Below are 16,740 nucleotides of genomic sequence, written 5' to 3' on the forward strand. Positions count from 1 at the left end.
ACCTGCACTCTGTGCTGAAGGGCCCCTATTTCCCGATACATACAAACCAGAAGACCTGCTGAAGCACCGGAATAGCTTCTGAAACCTGCGCAGGCTTTGCCAGGAGGCTTTGTGCCGCCCCGCTAGCGCCTTTCTGGTTTTGAGCTTCGGCAGGCCGTTCCCGCTCCTCAACCCGATTACCTGTCTTGGCCCGCTCCAAATTGCTTGGTACAAGCCGTCAAGCAGGAAGAGAAAAGCATATGCACCCCTACGAATACAAAGTTATCCCCGCCCCCGCCAAGGGCACCAAGGCGAAGGGTGTAAAGACCCCGGAGGCACGCTTTGCCAATTCGGTCGAGATCCTGCTGAACGAGATGGCGGCTGACGGCTGGGAATTCCAGCGCGCCGAACTGCTGCCCAGCGAAGAACGCTCGGGGCTTACCGGTTCGACCACCAACTGGCGTAACGTGATGGTGTTCCGCCGCGCCATTGCCGCGGAGCAGGCAGCGGAAACACCGCCCCCAGGCCGCAAGGAACCCGCTGCGCCTTCGGTCGCATTCCACCGTTCCGAGCCTCAGGCACCGCCCCTGACAGCCGCGGCCGGCGATCCGGAAGCGCCCCCGGATGCAAGCCTGGCGCCCGGTCCCGGTGCCGCCAGGATGCAATCAGATGACGGTGTTGAAGAACTGAGCCCGGTTGCAGGCATGACCGCCGCGCTGAAAAAACGCGCCGAGCAGAAAGGCGATGGGGAGGACTGATCCTCCCCTTGCGCCCTCATCCGCCGATATCCAGCGCCAGCGCGTGAATGCGGGGCACGATACCTCCCAGTGCCTTGTGCACGGCGCGGTGCTGCGCCACCCGGTTCATGCCCTGAAAGGCCTCCGCCCGGATCATCACAGCAAAGTGGCTCTCGCCCGATCCATCGTCGCCGGCATGGCCTGCGTGTTTGTGGCTTTCGTTCACCACCTCCAGTGCGCTGGGGGCAAATGCCGCCTGCAGCGCTGCCTCCATCTCTTCCTTCACGTTCATTTTCCGCTCATCCCATCTTTTTTCGACGCGCCCCCTTCTATCTGGCGCCCCTTAGACTAAACTGCTGCCTCCGAGTCGAACAGATGCGTCTAGAAGGTGCGCCCCCATGAGCAAGTCCGATCCCTTTGGCTTTGATATGTCTATCCGCTCAGCCAAGAAAAAGAATCCGCGTGGACGCCGGGCCGCCACTGGCGCGTCCGAAACCTCCGTTCGTGTCTGCGACAAGGACGGCTGCGAGGAAGCCGGCAAGTTCCGCGCGCCCAAGGCGCCGGATGTGCTGGATGATTTCTTCTGGTTCTGCCAGGAGCACGTCCGCGAATACAACAACAAGTGGAACTTCTTCGAAGGCACCACCGAGGCGGAGCTGAACGCGCAGCGCTCCAAGGACAAGGTCTGGGAGCGCGAGACCAAGCCGCTGGGCGACCCCGAAGCCCGCGCCTGGGCGCGGCTGGGTATCGAGGATCCGCATCAGGTACTGGGTGTAAACGCCACGCAGAACCCCGGACGCGCCGCCAAGGCAGGCCGCCGCCTGCCCCCCACCGAGCGCCGCGCGGTCGAGATCCTGGAGGCCAAGGACGATTGGACCAAGGCTGATATCCGCAAGGCTTATAAGAAGCTGATCAAGGTGCTGCACCCGGACATCAACGGTGGCGACCGCAGCCAGGAAGAGCAGCTGCAAGAGGTCATGTGGGCCTGGGACCAGATCAAAGACAGCAAAAGCTTCAAATAAGCAGCCGGAATACCGATGCGCGAAGGGCGGCCAGGGGCCGCTCTTTTTTTGCCGGGCTGCGGGGGCTTGCTCTCCAAAGCACTTCTGCCCGCGCAAAAGGCAGAACAGCCATTCGGCAAGACAGTCCGCAGCCAGAGGTTTCCGCCAGCAATGCGGCTGCCTCCATTCCGACGCTTTCCCGCCTGCTGCGCCTTATCGGCCCGTCCGCAATGGGCGGTCTTTTGCCGAAACTTTAGGATAGACTTTTTATTTCTTTGACGTATGCCGCCACGACCGGTTACCCAAAGAAGTGCCGGCTGCAGCCTACCCCCAATGCTGAGCAAACGCCGGCAAAACGCGCCCCCCGCTGCCCGGCTGGGGGCGCTGTTCATAGGATCGGGCGCTGCCCGCCTTTCCCGTCCCTCCTGTCCAGATCCTGAACAATCGCAACCTCAGCTGGTTTGCGGCGCTACTTTCCCTTGCCCTTGCCCGCCAGATCAGGCACCAATCCCGCGAAATGACCCCTGACTGCAGGGAAGAGGGATAAGGATCGACTGCGATGACCGACGGCTTTGTGGATATGAATGCGAAACCGACCGAGACGATTTCGGTCCGCGATGTGTTCGGGATCGACACCGACATGACGGTCAAGGGTTTTGCCGAAGGCTCCGAGCGGGTGCCGGCGGTGGACCACACCTATAAGTTCGATCCGGAAACCACATTGGCCATCCTGGCAGGTTTCAGCCACAATCGCCGGGTGATGATCCAAGGTTACCACGGAACCGGCAAATCGACCCATATCGAACAGGTCGCCGCCCGCCTCAACTGGCCCTCCGTGCGGGTCAACCTCGACAGCCACATCTCGCGGATCGACCTTATCGGCAAGGACGCGATCAAGCTGCGCGACGGCAAACAGGTCACCGAATTCCACGAAGGCATCCTGCCTTGGGCGCTGCGCAACCCGGTTGCGATCGTGTTCGACGAATATGACGCGGGCCGCGCCGACGTGATGTTCGTGATCCAGCGGGTGCTGGAGCATGACGGCAAGCTGACCCTCTTGGATCAGAACGAGATCATCACCCCGAACCCGTTCTTCCGCCTGTTCGCCACCGCCAACACCGTTGGTCTGGGCGACACCACAGGGCTGTATCACGGCACCCAGCAGATCAACCAGGCCCAGATGGACCGCTGGTCGCTGGTCTCGACGCTCAATTACCTGAGCCACGATGCCGAAAGCGCGATCGTGCTCAGCAAAGCGCCGCACTACAACACCGAGAAGGGCCGCAAGACCATCAGCCAGATGGTAACCGTTGCCGACCTCACCCGCACCGCCTTCATGAACGGCGACCTGTCGACTGTGATGAGCCCGCGGACGGTGATCAACTGGGCCCAGAACGCCGAGATCTTCCGCGATGTTGGCTATGCCTTCCGCCTGTCGTTCCTGAACAAATGCGACGAACTCGAGCGCCAGACCGTAGCCGAGTTCTACCAGCGCTGCTTTGACGAGGAACTGCCGGAAAGCGCGGCAAGCGTGAGCTTGGGGTAAACAGACAGGACAGACCGGATGCACATTGGCTTGATTGGCGGTATCGGCGTTGCGGCAACCATCGTATACTATCAGCGGCTCACCGCTGCGGTGGACCGGTTGGGCAGCAAGCTGGATGTCACCATCAGCCACGGTGACATACAGACCCTGATCCGCAATAATCTGGCCGATGACCGCGCGACGCAGGCAGAACTCTTTGCCCGGCAGATTGAACGCCTTAAGGCGGCCGGCTGCGATTGCGTGGCGCTGACGTCGCTGGGGGCGCATTTCTGCGTTGAAGAGATGAATGCGCTGTCTTCCCTGCCGGTAATTTCGGGTGTTGCGCCGCTCGACGGGCATTTCACGGCTCAAGGCATCCGTCGGGTTGGCCTGCTGGGCACCCGTGTGGTGATGCGAACACGCCTTTATGGCCAGCTGCAGCAGACCAGCGCTGTGGCGCTGGACGCGGAGATCGACTTGCTGGGGCAGGCCTATCAGGACATGGCGGTTGCCGGTAGCTGCACAGCAGCGCAGCGGGACCAGATGATCGATGCCGGGCGGCGGATGGTTGAAGACATGGGGGCAGAGGCAATTGTCCTGGCGGGCACCGACCTGAACCTGGCCTTTGACAAACAGGACCCGGGCTATACCGTAATTGACGCGCTGGATGTGCATGTGTCGGTCCTGGCCGATCTCGCTGCCGGACGCTGCAGCCTTGATGAAGTGGCGATGACGAAATGAAAAAGCCGAACGACAACCCCGCCGATCCGTTCAAGAAGGCGCTGGCCGAAGCCACCAAGGTGATGGCCAACGACCCGGAACTGTCGGTCAGCTATACCGTTGATCCCTCGGGGCTCTCGGGCGACTCGATGCGGCTGCCGCAGGTTTCCCGCCGGATGAGCCGTGAGGAAGTGCTGCTGGCCCGCGGCACCGCCGACGCGCTGGCGCTGCGCCACAAGTTCCACGACGACGCCACCCACTCCAGATATGTGCCGCAGGGCGAAATGGCCCGCGACCTCTACGAGGCGATGGAAACCGCCCGCTGCGAGGCGATGGGCGCGCGCCACATGCCCGGCACCGCCTCCAACATCGATGTGAAGATCCGTAACGAGTCGATCCGGCGCGGCTATGATCAGATGAAATCCTCCTCCGAGGCGCCGCTGGCGGCGTCCGCAGGCTATCTGATCCGCCATCTGGCCACCGGGCGCCCGCTGCCCGAAGGGGCGTCGAACATCATGGAATTGTGGCGCGGGTTCATCGAATCCCAGGCCGGCGGCACGCTGGAAGACCTGGACGAAAAGATCGCCGATCAGGCCGAGTTTGCCAAGCTGGCGCGGCAGGTGATTTCCGACCTCGGCTACGGCGACCAGCTGGGCGACGACCCGGATGAGCTGGACGACGACGCCAATGACGATGCCGAGGACAACGCCGAAGAGCAGGACGATCCGGACAGCAGCGGCCAGGACGATTCCGAGGACGAACAGGCCGACGCCAGCCCCGAGCAGGCCCAGGAGCAGCAGCAGGACGAAAGCCAGGCCCAGGTCTCGATGGACGAGATGGCGGATGACGAGTTCGCTGAAGACACCGAAATGCCCGACGGCGAAGCGCCGCTGGAGCCGCCTGCCCCGCCGCCTGCCTCCGAGGCTGACCCGGACTACAAGGTGTTTCAGGACGCTCATGACGAGGAAATCGCCGCCGAGGACCTGGCCGAACCTGCTGAACTGGAACGCCTGCGTGCCTATCTTGATCAGCAGCTGGAACCGTTGAAAGGCGCGGTTTCCCGCCTTGCCAACAAGCTTCAGCGCCGCCTGCAGGCACAGCAGAACCGGTCGTGGGAGTTTGACCTGGAGGAAGGCACGCTGGATGCCGGCCGCCTGGCCCGCGTTGTCGCCAACCCGACCACGCCGCTCAGCTTCAAGGTCGAAAAGGACACCGAGTTCCGCGACACCGTGGTGACGCTGCTCCTGGACAACTCCGGCTCGATGCGCGGCCGCCCGATCTCGATCGCGGCGATCTGCGCCGATGTGCTGGCGCGCACGCTTGAACGCTGCAACGTCAAGGTCGAGGTTCTCGGCTTCACCACCCGCGCCTGGAAAGGCGGGCTGGCGCGCGAAGCCTGGCTGAACGACGGCCGGCCGCAGCAGCCCGGACGCCTCAACGATCTGCGCCACATCATCTACAAGGGCGCCGATGCGCCGATGCGCCGGACCCGTGCCAACCTGGGCCTGATGATGAAAGAGGGCCTGTTGAAGGAAAACATCGACGGCGAGGCGCTGGAATGGGCGCACCGGCGGATGATGGCCCGGCAGGAAGCCCGCAAGATCCTGATGGTGATTTCGGACGGGGCGCCGGTGGATGATTCGACGCTGTCGGTGAACCCGGCGAACTATCTGGAAAAACACCTGCGCGATGTGATTGCCATGGTGGAGAAGCGCAAACAGGTGGAACTTCTTGCAATCGGCATCGGCCATGATGTGACCCGGTACTACGAACGCGCGGTCACGATCACCGATGTGGAGCAGCTGGCCGGCGCGATGACCGAGCAGCTGGCGGCCCTGTTTGACAGCGACCCGCGCGCCCGCGCCCGGGTAATGGGCATCAAACGCGCCGGCTGACGTCAGCCCTCTCCCTTCAGCCAAAGGCGCCCTCCCGCGCCTTTGGCCTGCATCGAAGATGCCGTCCTCAGTCTTGGGCACAGCCGCGCACTGACGCGCGCGGCGGCACCGGATGCACCGCATCCGGTGCCCGGCCCAACGGGCCGGGGGCATCACAGGATGCCCTGAGACCGGGCGGGAGCCGCCGCCTCCCCCGTGCCGCAAGGCCCGCAGCAAACCCGCATCGTCAGGCTTGCCAGCGGCAAGGCGATTTGGGACAAGAAGGCGCGCCCAGCCGTGCCCATTCATTTACGCCGCCACGGGCATCTGCCCCAAGCCGCCCCGCTCATTCTTCAGGAGAATCCCCCATGTTCCAGACTTTCGACGTGACCGCCCGCCCGGAACAGGGCCCGCCCCGGCTGGCAGCCCTGCGCAAGGAACTGGCGGCAGAAGGCCTCGATGGCTTTCTGGTGCCGCGCGCCGACGCGCATCAGGGCGAATACGTGGCGCCGCACGACGAACGGCTGGCCTGGCTCACCGGGTTCACCGGCTCGGCCGGCTTCTGTGCAGTACTGCGGGATATCGCCGGCGTCTTCATCGACGGCCGCTACCGCACTCAGGTAAAACGCCAGGTGGCAGCGGATTACACCCCCGTGCCCTGGCCCGAGGTGCAACTGGCGGACTGGCTGAAGGAACAGCTTCCCGATGGCGGCAAGATCGGGTTTGACCCCTGGCTGCATGCCGCGGGCCAGATCACCGCGCTGACCCAGGACCTGAAGGGCAGCGGCATCACCCTGGCACAATGCGGCAACCTGGTGGACCGGATCTGGCAGGATCAGCCCGCACCGCCGATGCAGCCGGTTTCCGCGCATCCCCTCGACCATGCAGGGGAAAGTGCAGACGAGAAATGCGCCCGCCTTGCCAAGGGCCTGCGGGATGCAGGCCAGGCGGCAGCGGTGATCACCCTGCCCGACAGCATCATGTGGCTGCTGAACATCCGCGGCAGCGATGTGGCGCGAAACCCGGTGGCGCATGGTTTTGCCATTCTCCACAGCGATGCCCGTGTCGACCTGTTCATGGCAGCGGGCAAGCTTGCCCGCCTGGACGGCCACTTCGGCAGCTCAGTTTCCGTGCATGCCCCCGAAGCCTTCCTCGACGCAACTGCAGCGATCAACGGCTCCGTCGCCGCGGATTCCGGCACCGTGCCGCAGATCGTGGCGGACGCGCTAGGCGAACGGATGGTGCCTGCAGGCGATCCCTGCGCCCTGCCCAAGGCCCGCAAAAACGCAGCCGAGATTGAGGGCAGTGCCGCCGCTCACCTGCGCGACGGCGCCGCGATTGCCGAAATGCTTGCCTGGCTCGACGCGCAGCCCCCCGGCACGATCACCGAAATCGACGTGGTGAAGAAACTGGAAGCGCTGCGCCGCGAGGACCCTGCCCTCTGCGACATCAGTTTTGAAACCATCGCAGGCACCGGCGAAAACGGGGCCGTGATGCACTACCGGGTGACCGGGGAGACCGACACCACGCTGCAGGACGGCCACCTGCTGGTTCTGGACAGCGGCGGCCAGTATCTGGATGGCACCACCGACATCACCCGCACCATCGCCATCGGCACGCCGGGCGAGGAAGAGCGCGCTGCCTTTACCCGCGTGCTGCAGGGGATGATCGCCATGTCCCGCCTGCGCTGGCCCAAGGGGCTGGCGGGCCGCGACATCGAATGCATCGGGCGGATGCCGCTGTGGCTGGCAGGCCAGGATTTCAACCACGGCCTTGGCCATGGCGTCGGCGCATACCTCAGCGTGCATGAAGGCCCGCAGCGGCTGGCCCGCACCAGCCATGTGCCGTTTGAACCGGGTATGATCCTGTCGAACGAGCCCGGCTACTACCGCGAGGGCGCCTTTGGCATCCGGATCGAGAACCTTCTGGTGGTTGAACAGGCCCCGGCTCTTGACAGCGGCGATCCGGAGCGCGAAATGCTGTGCTGGCGTACACTCACCTTTGCCCCCATAGACCGGCGGCTGGTGAACGCCTCCATGCTGACAGCCGACGAGACCTCCTGGCTCGACAGCTATCACCAGGAGGTTCTGGCAAAGATCGGCCCGCAGCTCAGCCCTGCCGCACAGGTGTGGCTTGATGCCGCGACTGCCCCCTTGTGACAAGCAGGCTGACACCCGGCTGTTACACAGACTGAACAGAAACAGACGACACGAACGAAGAGAATGGGAAAACACGCATGACCAATATCCGTATCCGCAAGGCCGAAGGCACCTGGGTCGTCCGCTCTGGCGGCGCTGTACTGGGGGAAAGTTCCAATGCTTTGGAACTGACGGAGGGCGATATGGAGCCGGTCATCTATTTCCCGCGTGAAGACATCGCCATGGCCTTCCTCGACCGGACCAGCAAATCGAGCCATTGCCCGCACAAGGGCGAGGCCAGCTACTTCTCGATCGCGAACAAGTCCTCGGTCACCGAAAACGCGGCCTGGAGCTATGAGGACCCGGCTGAAGCGGCGGCCGGAATCAAGGGCTGCCTGGCCTTCGTGCTGAGCGACTCTGTCAAAGTCGAACAAGTCTGAACCGGCTGTCCGGGTTGCGGAGCGGTCGCATATCCCGCGCCGCAACCGGGCATCAGGAACAGGTTTTATCTGAAGCAAACCCGGCCGGCGCCATGGCGCCGATGTACCGCATTTGCGATGCAGCGGCTTCCGCCGCCTGATACCCGCTGAAACCGCAACAGTACGGCTCCGCAACAGGCGCCGGCGCAGCTGTGATGTCTCAAAGGCCGAGGTTCAGGTCAATACCGCCCGGCTGAGGTTCAGCCTGGCTTCCTCCAGCGCATCACCTGCACCAAGAATGCCTGTTTCGCGGGCGCATTGGATCGCATAGTTGATCGCTGCTTCCAACGCTGCCCGTTCATTTGCCTGTTCGTCCGCCTTGTTGTCCGCGCCAGCCTCTTGCGGGCCGGTTTCGAAATTGCACATGATTTCCTACCGTGTGAGTAAGCTTAGCAATAATCCGCTTACAGTGTTGGTTCAGGCGCCGTTGCAGAGCAATAAAATTTTTAACTTAACCTTAACGTGTCACCGATTTCGCACAGATTAGGGGATGGAAGCGGAATTTTTCTCCATAACGGCGGGGGGATGCACCGGGCGAGCCAGGGTGATCAGATACCCAATTTCCCGGTTCCGCCTATCTGTGCTCCTCCGCCGCGGTTGCAGCCAAGGCACGGTTGTAGGCCTTCAGCGCATCCACATGGTACAATGCGCCGATGATTTCCTCGGTTCCGCCCTCTTCCATCATCACCGGCAGAAAGGCCGCCTCCGCCCGGTCGAACACCGGCATCGCGGCCTCCAGCGACGCGGATGCGCGGATGCACAGCCCCTCCTCAACCAGGGTTTGACAGTGCTCCAGCGACGCGCAGCGGCTGTCACCCATCGGGCGCATCACCGCACCGGCGCGGATCAGCGCCAGCAAATAGGCCTGCGGCCCGGCCGCGCAGTGAATGTTGCGGCTCTCCAGCTGGGTCAGGAAAAACGACCGGTGCACCAGCCGCGACGCCAGAGCGGTCGACATCGACACCGAAACCATCACCGCCAGGCCGATCTGCCAGTCGCCGGTCAGCTCGAAAACAATCAGGGTGGTGGAAATCGGCGCCCCCAGCACCGCGGCGGCCACTGCCCCCATGCCGGCAAAGGCATAAAGGGTGTGGGTGCCGGACACATCCGGCAGCACTGCAGTGGCAATGAGGCCGAAGGCCAGCCCGGTCAGCGCCCCGATCATCAGCGAAGGCGAAAACACCCCGCCGCCCATGCGGCCGCCCATGGTGATCGCCACCGCGGCTGTCTTGACCACGGTAAAGACCACCGCCTGGCCCAGCAGCAGCCCGCCGGTCAGCGCCAGCACCGTGGTCTCATAGCCGACACCGATGATGTGCGGGTACCAGACCGCGATGCCCCCCAGAATGGCTCCCGACACCGCCGGGCGCAGCCAGCGCGGCACGCTCAGCCGCTCCTGCACGTTTGTGCCGACCTTCTCCGCAAAGAAAATCGCCCGCATCAGGACCACCGCCACCATCCCGCAGATCAGCCCCAGGATCAGGAAGGCAGGCAGTTCGACGTAGAATTGCAGCGCGCCTGGTGTGACCAGCGTGAATTCAGTGACATCGCCGTATTCCAGCCTGTTGATCACCGTGCCCGCCACCGAGGCAACAACGATCGGCGCAAAGGCATTGATCGAGAAATGCCGCAGCACCACCTCCATCGCAAACAGCGCCCCGGCGATCGGGGCGTTGAAGCTGGCCGAGACCGCCGCCGCCACCGCGCAGCCCAAAAGGTCGCGCCCGGTGATGCCGTCGGCGTTGATCCGGTTGCTGACCCAGGTGGCGATCACCCCGGCCATATGCACAACCGGCCCCTCGCGGCCCGACGAGCCGCCGGTCGACAGGGTAATCAGCGAGGCCAGCGCCGAAGCCGCACCTGCGCGCATCTCCACCCGCCCGTCATGCAGTGCTGCGCCCTCGATCACATCCGCGACCGCCCGCACCCGTCCGTCCGGGGTGAACCGGTCCAGGATGAGGCCAACCACCAGCCCGCCGCCCGCGGCAATGGCGACCAGCATGTACCAGGGCAGCCCCTGTGCAAAGGAATGCAGGTAATCAACGTCCGGTGCGCCATAGATCCAGGCCTGCAGGGCCGAGATCCCCTTGCGGAAAAACAGCGCCGCAAAACCGGCGGCGATGCCGATCAGCAATGCAATCAGCCAGAACTGGAACTGGCTGGGACCGCGATTGCGCAGCACCCGCCAGATGTCTTTCAAGCCAGCCAGCCACGGCACGAAAACTTGGGAAAGCGATGAACGGATTTCTTCTACCATAACCTGTCAGCGGGTCTTTTCGTTTTAATGGCCCTGAACTGTCATAAGCCAGTTAAAGACCCCTCACCCGTAACAGTGTTCCGGCCGCAATGAACCGGCAGGTCACCCGGCCAGCAATGCACGGGCCGCAGCGCGGGCTTCTTCGGTGATAGTATCACCCGACACCATGCGGGCAAGCTCATCCACCCGCTCAGTATCGGCCAGCGGCACCACCTGCGACAATGTCATGCCGTCCACCACCTGTTTGCGCACCTGCCAGTGATGGCCGCCAAGGGCCGCCACCTGCGGCGAATGGGTCACCACCAGCACCTGGCCGCTGCTGGCAAGGCTGCGCAGGCGGCGGCCCACGGCATCCGCCGTCGCACCGCCGACACCACGGTCGATCTCATCGAAAATCAAGGTCTTGCTGGCATCCTCGCCGCGCAGGCATACCTTGAGCGCCAGCAAAAACCGGCTGAGTTCGCCGCCCGAAGCGATCTTGTTCAAGGCCCCCGCCGGAGCGCCCGGATTGGTGGCCACGGTAAAGGCCACCGCGTCGCTCCCCTCAGGCCCCGGTGCGCAGCTGGAAATCCGGGTTTCAAACACCGCCCGTTCCATCTTCAGCGGCGCCAGTTCCGCCATCACGGCCTGATCCAGTGCAACAGCGCTTTCGCGGCGGGCAGCGCTCAGCTGTTCCGCGGCCTGCGCATAGGCGGCCTCGGCGGCCTTCAAGGCGGCCTCCTGATCGGCCAGGTCCTGATCGCCTGCATCCAGCGCCGCCAGCTTGCCGCGCAGGGTGTCGGCATAGCCCGCCAGATCATCCGCCTGCACATCATGTTTGCGCGCCAGCCCGCGGATGGCAAAAAGCCGTTCTTCACAGTCTTCCAGATCACCCGGATTGAACTCCAGATGCCCCAGCACCCGCTCGACCCCGTCCTGCGCATCGCCCAGTTCGATCATCGCGCGGCTGAGGGCCGCCAAGGGTTCCTCCAGCCCGGTGCCGCTTTCCTGGCCCGCAACACCCTCCAGCCAGCGCAGCGCTTCTCCCATCGCGGTTTCGGCCCCGTCGCTCAGCAGCCCGAAGGCGCGGGTGATGTCGCCGCGGATGCGCTCGGCCGCCTGCATCTGACGGCGGCGGGTATCCAGCGCCTCGTCCTCGCCCGGTTGCGGGTCCAGCTTGTCCAGCTCGCCCACCGCATGGCGCAGGAACTCCTCCTCGGCCCGCACCGCGTCCAGGGCGGCGCGTGTGGCCTCAACGGTCTTGCGCGCCTTGGCAGCCCCGGCCCAGGCTGCCCGCACCGAGGCCAGCAGCCCCTGCACATTGGCATACTGGTCCAGCAGCGCCATATGCCCGCGCGGGTTCAATAGCCCGCGGTCATCATGCTGGCCGTGCAATTCCACCAGGGTTTCCGACAAGGCCCGCAGAACCTCGCCCGAGCAGCGCCGGTCATTGACCCAGGCGGTCTTGCGCCCCTCGGCCGTATTCACACGGCGCAGGATCAGCGTCTCACCGCCGGGCAGGCCGGCCTCTTCCAGAATGGCATGCGCCGGATGGCCCTCGGCCAGATCGAACTCGGCCAGCACTTCGCCCTGCGCGGCGCCCTGGCGCACCAGTTCGGCCCGCCCGCGCCAGCCCAGCACAAACCCCAGACTGTCGAGCAAAATGGATTTACCCGCCCCGGTCTCGCCGGTCAGCACATTTAGTCCGGGCTGAAAATTCAGCTCCAGATGATCAATGATCAGGATATCCCGGATATCAAGCGCGCGCAGCATAGCCCCGCCTCCGTGCAGCAGCGGCCGTTACAGCCACTGCCCTTTGACCGTCTGACGATAGATCTGGCTCAGCCAGTTGTTGCCCCGGTCCCGCAGTTCAAGCCCGCTCGAGGTCAGCAGCTTATAACTGCTGTCGTACCATTCGGAGGACTGGAAGTTATGGCCCAGAATTGCACCCGCCGTCTGCGCCTCGTCCGTCAGCCCCAGCGACAGATAGGCCTCGACCAGCCGGTGCAGCGCCTCGGCAGTGTGGCTGGTGGTCTGGAAGTCCTCGACCACCACCCGGAACCGATTGATCGCAGAGGTATAATGGCCCCGGCGCAGATAATAGCGGCCGATCTCCATTTCCTTGCCCGCCAGATGGTCGAACGCCAGGTCGAATTTCAGGATCGCCGAGGTGGCATATTCGCTGTCGGGATAGACCTCGATCACCGTGCGCAGCGCCTGCAGCGCTTGAAAGGTCAGGCCCTGGTCGCGGCCAACCTCGTCGATCTGGTCGTAATAGCTGAGTGCCAGAAGATACTGGGCATAGGCGGCATCTTCATCAGCCGGGTAGAAATCGATGAACCGCTGCGCGGCGGCGCGGCTGTTCTCGTAATCCTTGGTGCTGTGATAGGCAAAGGCCTGCATGATCACCGCTTGCTTGGCCCATTCGGAATAGGGGTACAGGCGCTCGATCTCGGCAAAGTAATAGGCGGCGTCCTTGGGCTGTCTCTGGGCCAGTTCGAATTCACCGCGCTCATAGATCTGCTCGGGTGAGAAGGCCTCCAGAGACTCGCCCCGCTTAACCGCGCCGCCGTCTCCGCCGCAGCCCGCAAGGGCCACCATCAGAAGGACCGCGCCGAGGGTTTTGGCTCCCGCCCTGATGCCGTTCATAGTGCCTAACCTCACCGTCTTTGACTTACGGGTGTCCGCCCCGGTTATGCCGTCTCTAGCACATTCAAATGGCGTGCAAAACGCCTTTCGGCAATTCCCCGTTCACATGGCAGAGAAAGCGGGCAATGGTCAAGTGCGCCCTGCTGGTCGTGCGTCCGCTTGCCTGCCGCCCCTGGAAAGGAAAAGACCCGGGACAGGCGTGTCCCGGGTCAGTTTGCCGCTCGTTTCTGGTTTTCTGCCTTATGCCACGCACCGCTGTTCTGCCGGAATTTCCGACCAGATCAGACCTTGCCCCGGCAGCCGCGCGGACATCGCCGCATCACAGGCGACGGCCCGGACCGCGCCCGGCTCCGCAAACAAGGCACGCAGCAAGGTGTTGGTCAGCGCATGCCCCGCACGCTCGCCAACATACCGCCCCAAGATCGGCCCCCCGGCCAGCGCCAGATCCCCCAGGGCATCCAGCATCTTGTGGCGCACAGGCTCATCCGAATGGCGCAGACCCGCGCCGCTCTCAACCCGTTCTCCGTCAAACACAACGGCGTTCTCGCCCGGCACACCGCCCAGAGCGAGGCCATTGGCCTGCATCGCTTCCACGTCTGCCTGACGGCAGAAGGTGCGGCTGTCGCACAGCTCCCGCGCGAAGCTTCCGTTGCGCATATCCAGAACCTTGCTCTGACGGCCGATGGCGGCCTCTGCAAAATCGATATGGAATTCAATGGTCAGCCGGTCGCTGGGCAGCAGGGTGGCGCGGGCGCCGTCCTTCTCCACTGTCACCGGCTTCAGCACTTCGTAGACCGTGGCAGGCACGCCCAGCCGGCGCACGCCGTGTTGCATGATACCGCGCACAAACGGCGCCGCGGAGCCATCAACGATCGGCACTTCCGGCCCGTCGATTTCGATCAGCGCATTGTGCACGCCGCAACCGGCCAAGGCCGCCATGATGTGTTCGACGGTGGACACGCTGACGCCGGAGGTATTGACCAGACGCGTGCACAGCGGGCTGCGCTCGACCAGATCCCAGCGCGCCGGAACCAGGGTGTTGCCCAATGCAATATCGGTACGCTTGAAGACGATGCCATGCCCGGCCGGTGCCGGGATCAAAACCATGCGTGCAGGCTGGCCGGAATGCAGGCCGGGCCCTTCAAATGCCACCGATGCTTTGAGCGTATTCTGCACGTTGCGCCTCGTTCCACTGTTTCCGGCCTCATCGGGCCGTGTTGCGACAGAGAGTTAAGGTTTTGCAGAAAAACCTACAACTCAATCTTTGTAACGGTTTGAAACATGGCTGTAACAGATAAGCAAAACACCGCTCAAAACCACCTAAACGTCTGATTTTAAGACGAAAAAAGCCGCCCGAAGGCGGCTTTTCAGACAAGTTTTGTGATCTGTCAGTTGGCCTGGCGGCGCAGGAAAGCGGGGATTTCGATGCGTTCCTGGTCCGGATCAGGCTGCTGGGCCTGCACCGGCTGCGGCTGGGCTGCGGTGGCCGGGGCCTGCATGGCCGGCTGCTGGCGTACCGCCTGCGGCTGCGGTTTGCCCGCCGGAGCCTCCGTTGTGCCGGTCATCCGGTGGATCAGCGAATTCAGGCCGAAGCGGCGCTGCCCGTCGGGCTGCTGCTGCGCGTTCTGCTGCTGTTGCGGCTGCGGCGCCGCCGCAGAAGGGACCGCTGCCGGGCGCGGCTGCTGCACCCGCTGCGCTGCGGCCTGCAGGCGCTCCAGCGCTTGCGGCGACGGGGTGCCCGGCGCCGGTGCCCTCGGCGCCACAAAGGCGTCGGGCTGCGGCTCGGGTGTTGTTGCCTGCGGGCGGAATTCCGGAACCTGCGGCTGATAGGCCGGCGGCGGCAGACCGTCGCTGTCCACCTGCTCCGGCTCTTCAAAGAGATCCTCGGCCTGCTCCTGCGCGGCGGCCTGCTGCACGTTCATCTCCTCGAACAGCGCAGGCTCTTCCAGCGCTGCGGCCGCTTCGGGTGCTGCCGCCGGTGCGGCTTCTGCAGCCGCCGGCTGGGCAACCGGAGTTTCCAGCTCCAGCGGCGCCGGACGGGTATCTTCGACACTGACGGTCTGGCGCAGCGGCGCCGACATCGGACGGCGCGGCACCGGCATTTCGGTGTTCACATCCACTGCGTCGATACCGGTGGCGACAACGGAAACCCGCATCTTGCCTTCCATGCCGGTGTCCAGGGTCGAACCGACGATGATGTTGGCGTCCGGGTCCACTTCCTCGCGGATGCGGTTGGCGGCTTCGTCCAGTTCGAACAGGGTCAGGTCGTGCGAGCCGGTGATGTTGATCAGCACGCCGCGCGCGCCTTTCAGGCTGATTTCGTCCAGCAGCGGGTTGGCAATCGCTTTTTCGGCGGCCTGCACCGCGCGGTCTTCGCCCTCGCCCTCGCCGGTGCCCATCATCGCCTTGCCCATCTCGTCCATCACGGCGCGCACATCGGCAAAGTCGAGGTTGATCAGGCCCGGGCGCACCATCAGGTCAGTGACGCCTTTGACACCCTGGTACAGCACGTCATCCGCCATCGAGAACGCCTCGGTGAAGGTGGTCTTTTCATTGGCCAGGCGGAACAGGTTCTGGTTCGGAATGATGATCAGCGTATCGACGACCTTCTGCAGGCTTTCGACCCCCGCCTCGGCCTGACGCATCCGCTTGAGACCCTCGAACTGGAACGGCTTGGTCACAACGCCGACGGTCAGCACGCCCAGTTCACGCGCGGCCTGCGCGATGATCGGCGCCGCACCGGTGCCGGTGCCGCCGCCCATGCCGGCAGTGATGAAACACATATGCGCGCCGGCCAGATGGTCGACGATCTGCTCAATGCTTTCCTCAGCCGCGGCGGAACCGACCTGCGGGCGGGCGCCGGCGCCCAGGCCTTCAGTCACTTTCACACCCAGCTGGATGCGGCTCTTGGCCGAGGCCTGCTGCAGCGCCTGCGCGTCGGTATTGGCAACGACGAATTCGACGCCGTCCAACTCCTTGGCAATCATGTTGTTGACGGCGTTGCCGCCGGCCCCGCCGACACCAAACACCGTGATCTTCGGCTTTAACTCTTCCTGCCCGGGCATCGAAAGATTCAACGTCATGCTCATACCGCCTGTGTTACCAGCCCTTCCCGCAAAGGGCTTTTTCCTGTGCTATTCACCATAATCCTACCGCGCATAGGGAGTTTCGTCATCCCAAAAAGCACAACGTGCCACAAAATACGGCCTCTTTCTAAAGCCTGAACCGCGGTATTTCGCCGTCCCTAGCAGATATGGGGGATTCAGCACAAGCCACACACAACACACCTGTCGCATCCGCAAAATCGCTTCTGCAGAGGAGGTCTTTTCTGATATGTGGCTGGCCACTGCCCGGCCTGCTGAATCGCCGCGTTTGCCGCGGACGTTAAGAACAACCTAACGG

The 16,740-nt window shown here is 63.9% G+C and carries 14 protein-coding genes; 7 read left to right on the forward strand and 7 right to left on the reverse strand.

Annotated elements, in window-relative coordinates; translation table 11 throughout:
* Positions 1-239: 239 nt before the first annotated feature.
* On the forward strand, positions 240-737 hold the full coding sequence (locus METH_RS11850) for a DUF4177 domain-containing protein (protein WP_024090717.1): 498 nt from the start codon (positions 240-242) through the stop codon (positions 735-737).
* Between the two features lie 16 nt (positions 738-753).
* Here METH_RS11850 and METH_RS11855 read toward each other — a convergent pair whose 3' ends face one another.
* Complete coding sequence (locus METH_RS11855; protein ID WP_024090718.1) at positions 754-1,008, reverse strand: BolA family protein; 255 nt, start codon at positions 1,006-1,008, stop codon at positions 754-756.
* A gap of 106 nt (positions 1,009-1,114) precedes the next feature.
* On the opposite strand from METH_RS11855, the gene METH_RS11860 reads away from it, so the two are divergent.
* From METH_RS11860 to METH_RS11885, 6 genes are all read left to right on the forward strand, one after another.
* Positions 1,115-1,738, forward strand: a complete 624-nt coding sequence (locus tag METH_RS11860; RefSeq protein ID WP_024090719.1) for a DnaJ domain-containing protein — start codon at positions 1,115-1,117, stop codon at positions 1,736-1,738.
* 538 nt (positions 1,739-2,276) lie between these two features.
* The gene (gene cobS, locus METH_RS11865; RefSeq protein ID WP_024090720.1) at positions 2,277-3,263 is read left to right on the forward strand and encodes a cobaltochelatase subunit CobS; all 987 of its coding nucleotides are present in this window, start codon (positions 2,277-2,279) and stop codon (positions 3,261-3,263) included.
* 18 nt (positions 3,264-3,281) lie between these two features.
* Entirely contained in the window at positions 3,282-3,983 is a 702-nt protein-coding gene (locus tag METH_RS11870; protein WP_024090721.1) for an aspartate/glutamate racemase family protein, read from the forward strand.
* Positions 3,980-5,857 (forward strand): cobaltochelatase subunit CobT, encoded by a 1,878-nt coding sequence (gene cobT, locus METH_RS11875; protein WP_024090722.1) that lies wholly within the window; start codon positions 3,980-3,982, stop codon positions 5,855-5,857. The genes METH_RS11870 and cobT overlap by 4 nt, the downstream gene beginning before the upstream one ends.
* A gap of 347 nt (positions 5,858-6,204) precedes the next feature.
* Positions 6,205-7,995 carry an aminopeptidase P family protein gene (locus tag METH_RS11880; RefSeq protein ID WP_024090723.1) on the forward strand — a complete coding sequence of 597 codons (1,791 nt, stop codon included), beginning with the start codon at positions 6,205-6,207 and terminating at the stop codon, positions 7,993-7,995.
* A gap of 77 nt (positions 7,996-8,072) precedes the next feature.
* On the forward strand, positions 8,073-8,414 hold the full coding sequence (locus METH_RS11885; protein ID WP_024090724.1) for a DUF427 domain-containing protein: 342 nt from the start codon (positions 8,073-8,075) through the stop codon (positions 8,412-8,414).
* 213 nt (positions 8,415-8,627) lie between these two features.
* Here the strand turns inward: METH_RS11885 and METH_RS11890 are convergent, their stop codons facing one another.
* From METH_RS11890 to ftsZ, 6 genes are all read right to left on the reverse strand, one after another.
* Positions 8,628-8,819, reverse strand: a complete 192-nt coding sequence (locus tag METH_RS11890; protein ID WP_024090725.1) for a hypothetical protein — start codon at positions 8,817-8,819, stop codon at positions 8,628-8,630.
* Positions 8,820-9,027: 208 nt separating this feature from the next.
* Positions 9,028-10,710 (reverse strand): chloride channel protein, encoded by a 1,683-nt coding sequence (locus METH_RS11895; protein WP_024090726.1) that lies wholly within the window; start codon positions 10,708-10,710, stop codon positions 9,028-9,030.
* A 102-nt stretch (positions 10,711-10,812) separates the two neighbouring features.
* Complete coding sequence (gene recN / locus METH_RS11900; RefSeq protein WP_024090727.1) at positions 10,813-12,462, reverse strand: DNA repair protein RecN; 1,650 nt, start codon at positions 12,460-12,462, stop codon at positions 10,813-10,815.
* Between the two features lie 27 nt (positions 12,463-12,489).
* Positions 12,490-13,338, reverse strand: coding sequence for an outer membrane protein assembly factor BamD (locus METH_RS11905; RefSeq protein WP_024090728.1), 849 nt, complete (start codon positions 13,336-13,338; stop codon positions 12,490-12,492).
* Between the two features lie 240 nt (positions 13,339-13,578).
* A complete protein-coding gene (gene lpxC / locus METH_RS11910; RefSeq protein WP_024090729.1) occupies positions 13,579-14,514 on the reverse strand; it encodes a UDP-3-O-acyl-N-acetylglucosamine deacetylase in 936 nt (311 codons plus the stop codon).
* 212 nt (positions 14,515-14,726) lie between these two features.
* Positions 14,727-16,421 carry a cell division protein FtsZ gene (gene ftsZ, locus METH_RS11915; protein WP_024090730.1) on the reverse strand — a complete coding sequence of 565 codons (1,695 nt, stop codon included), beginning with the start codon at positions 16,419-16,421 and terminating at the stop codon, positions 14,727-14,729.
* Between the last annotated feature and the right edge of the window lie 319 nt (positions 16,422-16,740).

Source organism: Leisingera methylohalidivorans DSM 14336 (genome assembly GCF_000511355.1).
In the GTDB taxonomy this organism is placed as follows: Bacteria; Pseudomonadota; Alphaproteobacteria; order Rhodobacterales; family Rhodobacteraceae; genus Leisingera; species Leisingera methylohalidivorans.

Bases quoted from the DNA above. Each gene is read 5' to 3' on its own strand.
- METH_RS11850 (WP_024090717.1), top strand. From the start codon at position 240: ATGCACCCCTACGAATACAAAGTTATCCCCGCCCCCGCCAAGGGCACC.
- METH_RS11855 (WP_024090718.1), bottom strand. From the start codon at position 1,008: ATGAACGTGAAGGAAGAGATGGAGGCAGCGCTGCAGGCGGCATTTGCC.
- METH_RS11860 (WP_024090719.1), top strand. From the start codon at position 1,115: ATGAGCAAGTCCGATCCCTTTGGCTTTGATATGTCTATCCGCTCAGCC.
- cobS (WP_024090720.1), top strand. From the start codon at position 2,277: ATGACCGACGGCTTTGTGGATATGAATGCGAAACCGACCGAGACGATT.
- METH_RS11870 (WP_024090721.1), top strand. From the start codon at position 3,282: ATGCACATTGGCTTGATTGGCGGTATCGGCGTTGCGGCAACCATCGTA.
- cobT (WP_024090722.1), top strand. From the start codon at position 3,980: ATGAAAAAGCCGAACGACAACCCCGCCGATCCGTTCAAGAAGGCGCTG.
- METH_RS11880 (WP_024090723.1), top strand. From the start codon at position 6,205: ATGTTCCAGACTTTCGACGTGACCGCCCGCCCGGAACAGGGCCCGCCC.
- METH_RS11885 (WP_024090724.1), top strand. From the start codon at position 8,073: ATGACCAATATCCGTATCCGCAAGGCCGAAGGCACCTGGGTCGTCCGC.
- METH_RS11890 (WP_024090725.1), bottom strand. From the start codon at position 8,819: ATGTGCAATTTCGAAACCGGCCCGCAAGAGGCTGGCGCGGACAACAAG.
- METH_RS11895 (WP_024090726.1), bottom strand. From the start codon at position 10,710: ATGGTAGAAGAAATCCGTTCATCGCTTTCCCAAGTTTTCGTGCCGTGG.
- recN (WP_024090727.1), bottom strand. From the start codon at position 12,462: ATGCTGCGCGCGCTTGATATCCGGGATATCCTGATCATTGATCATCTG.
- METH_RS11905 (WP_024090728.1), bottom strand. From the start codon at position 13,338: ATGAACGGCATCAGGGCGGGAGCCAAAACCCTCGGCGCGGTCCTTCTG.
- ftsZ (WP_024090730.1), bottom strand. From the start codon at position 16,421: ATGACGTTGAATCTTTCGATGCCCGGGCAGGAAGAGTTAAAGCCGAAG.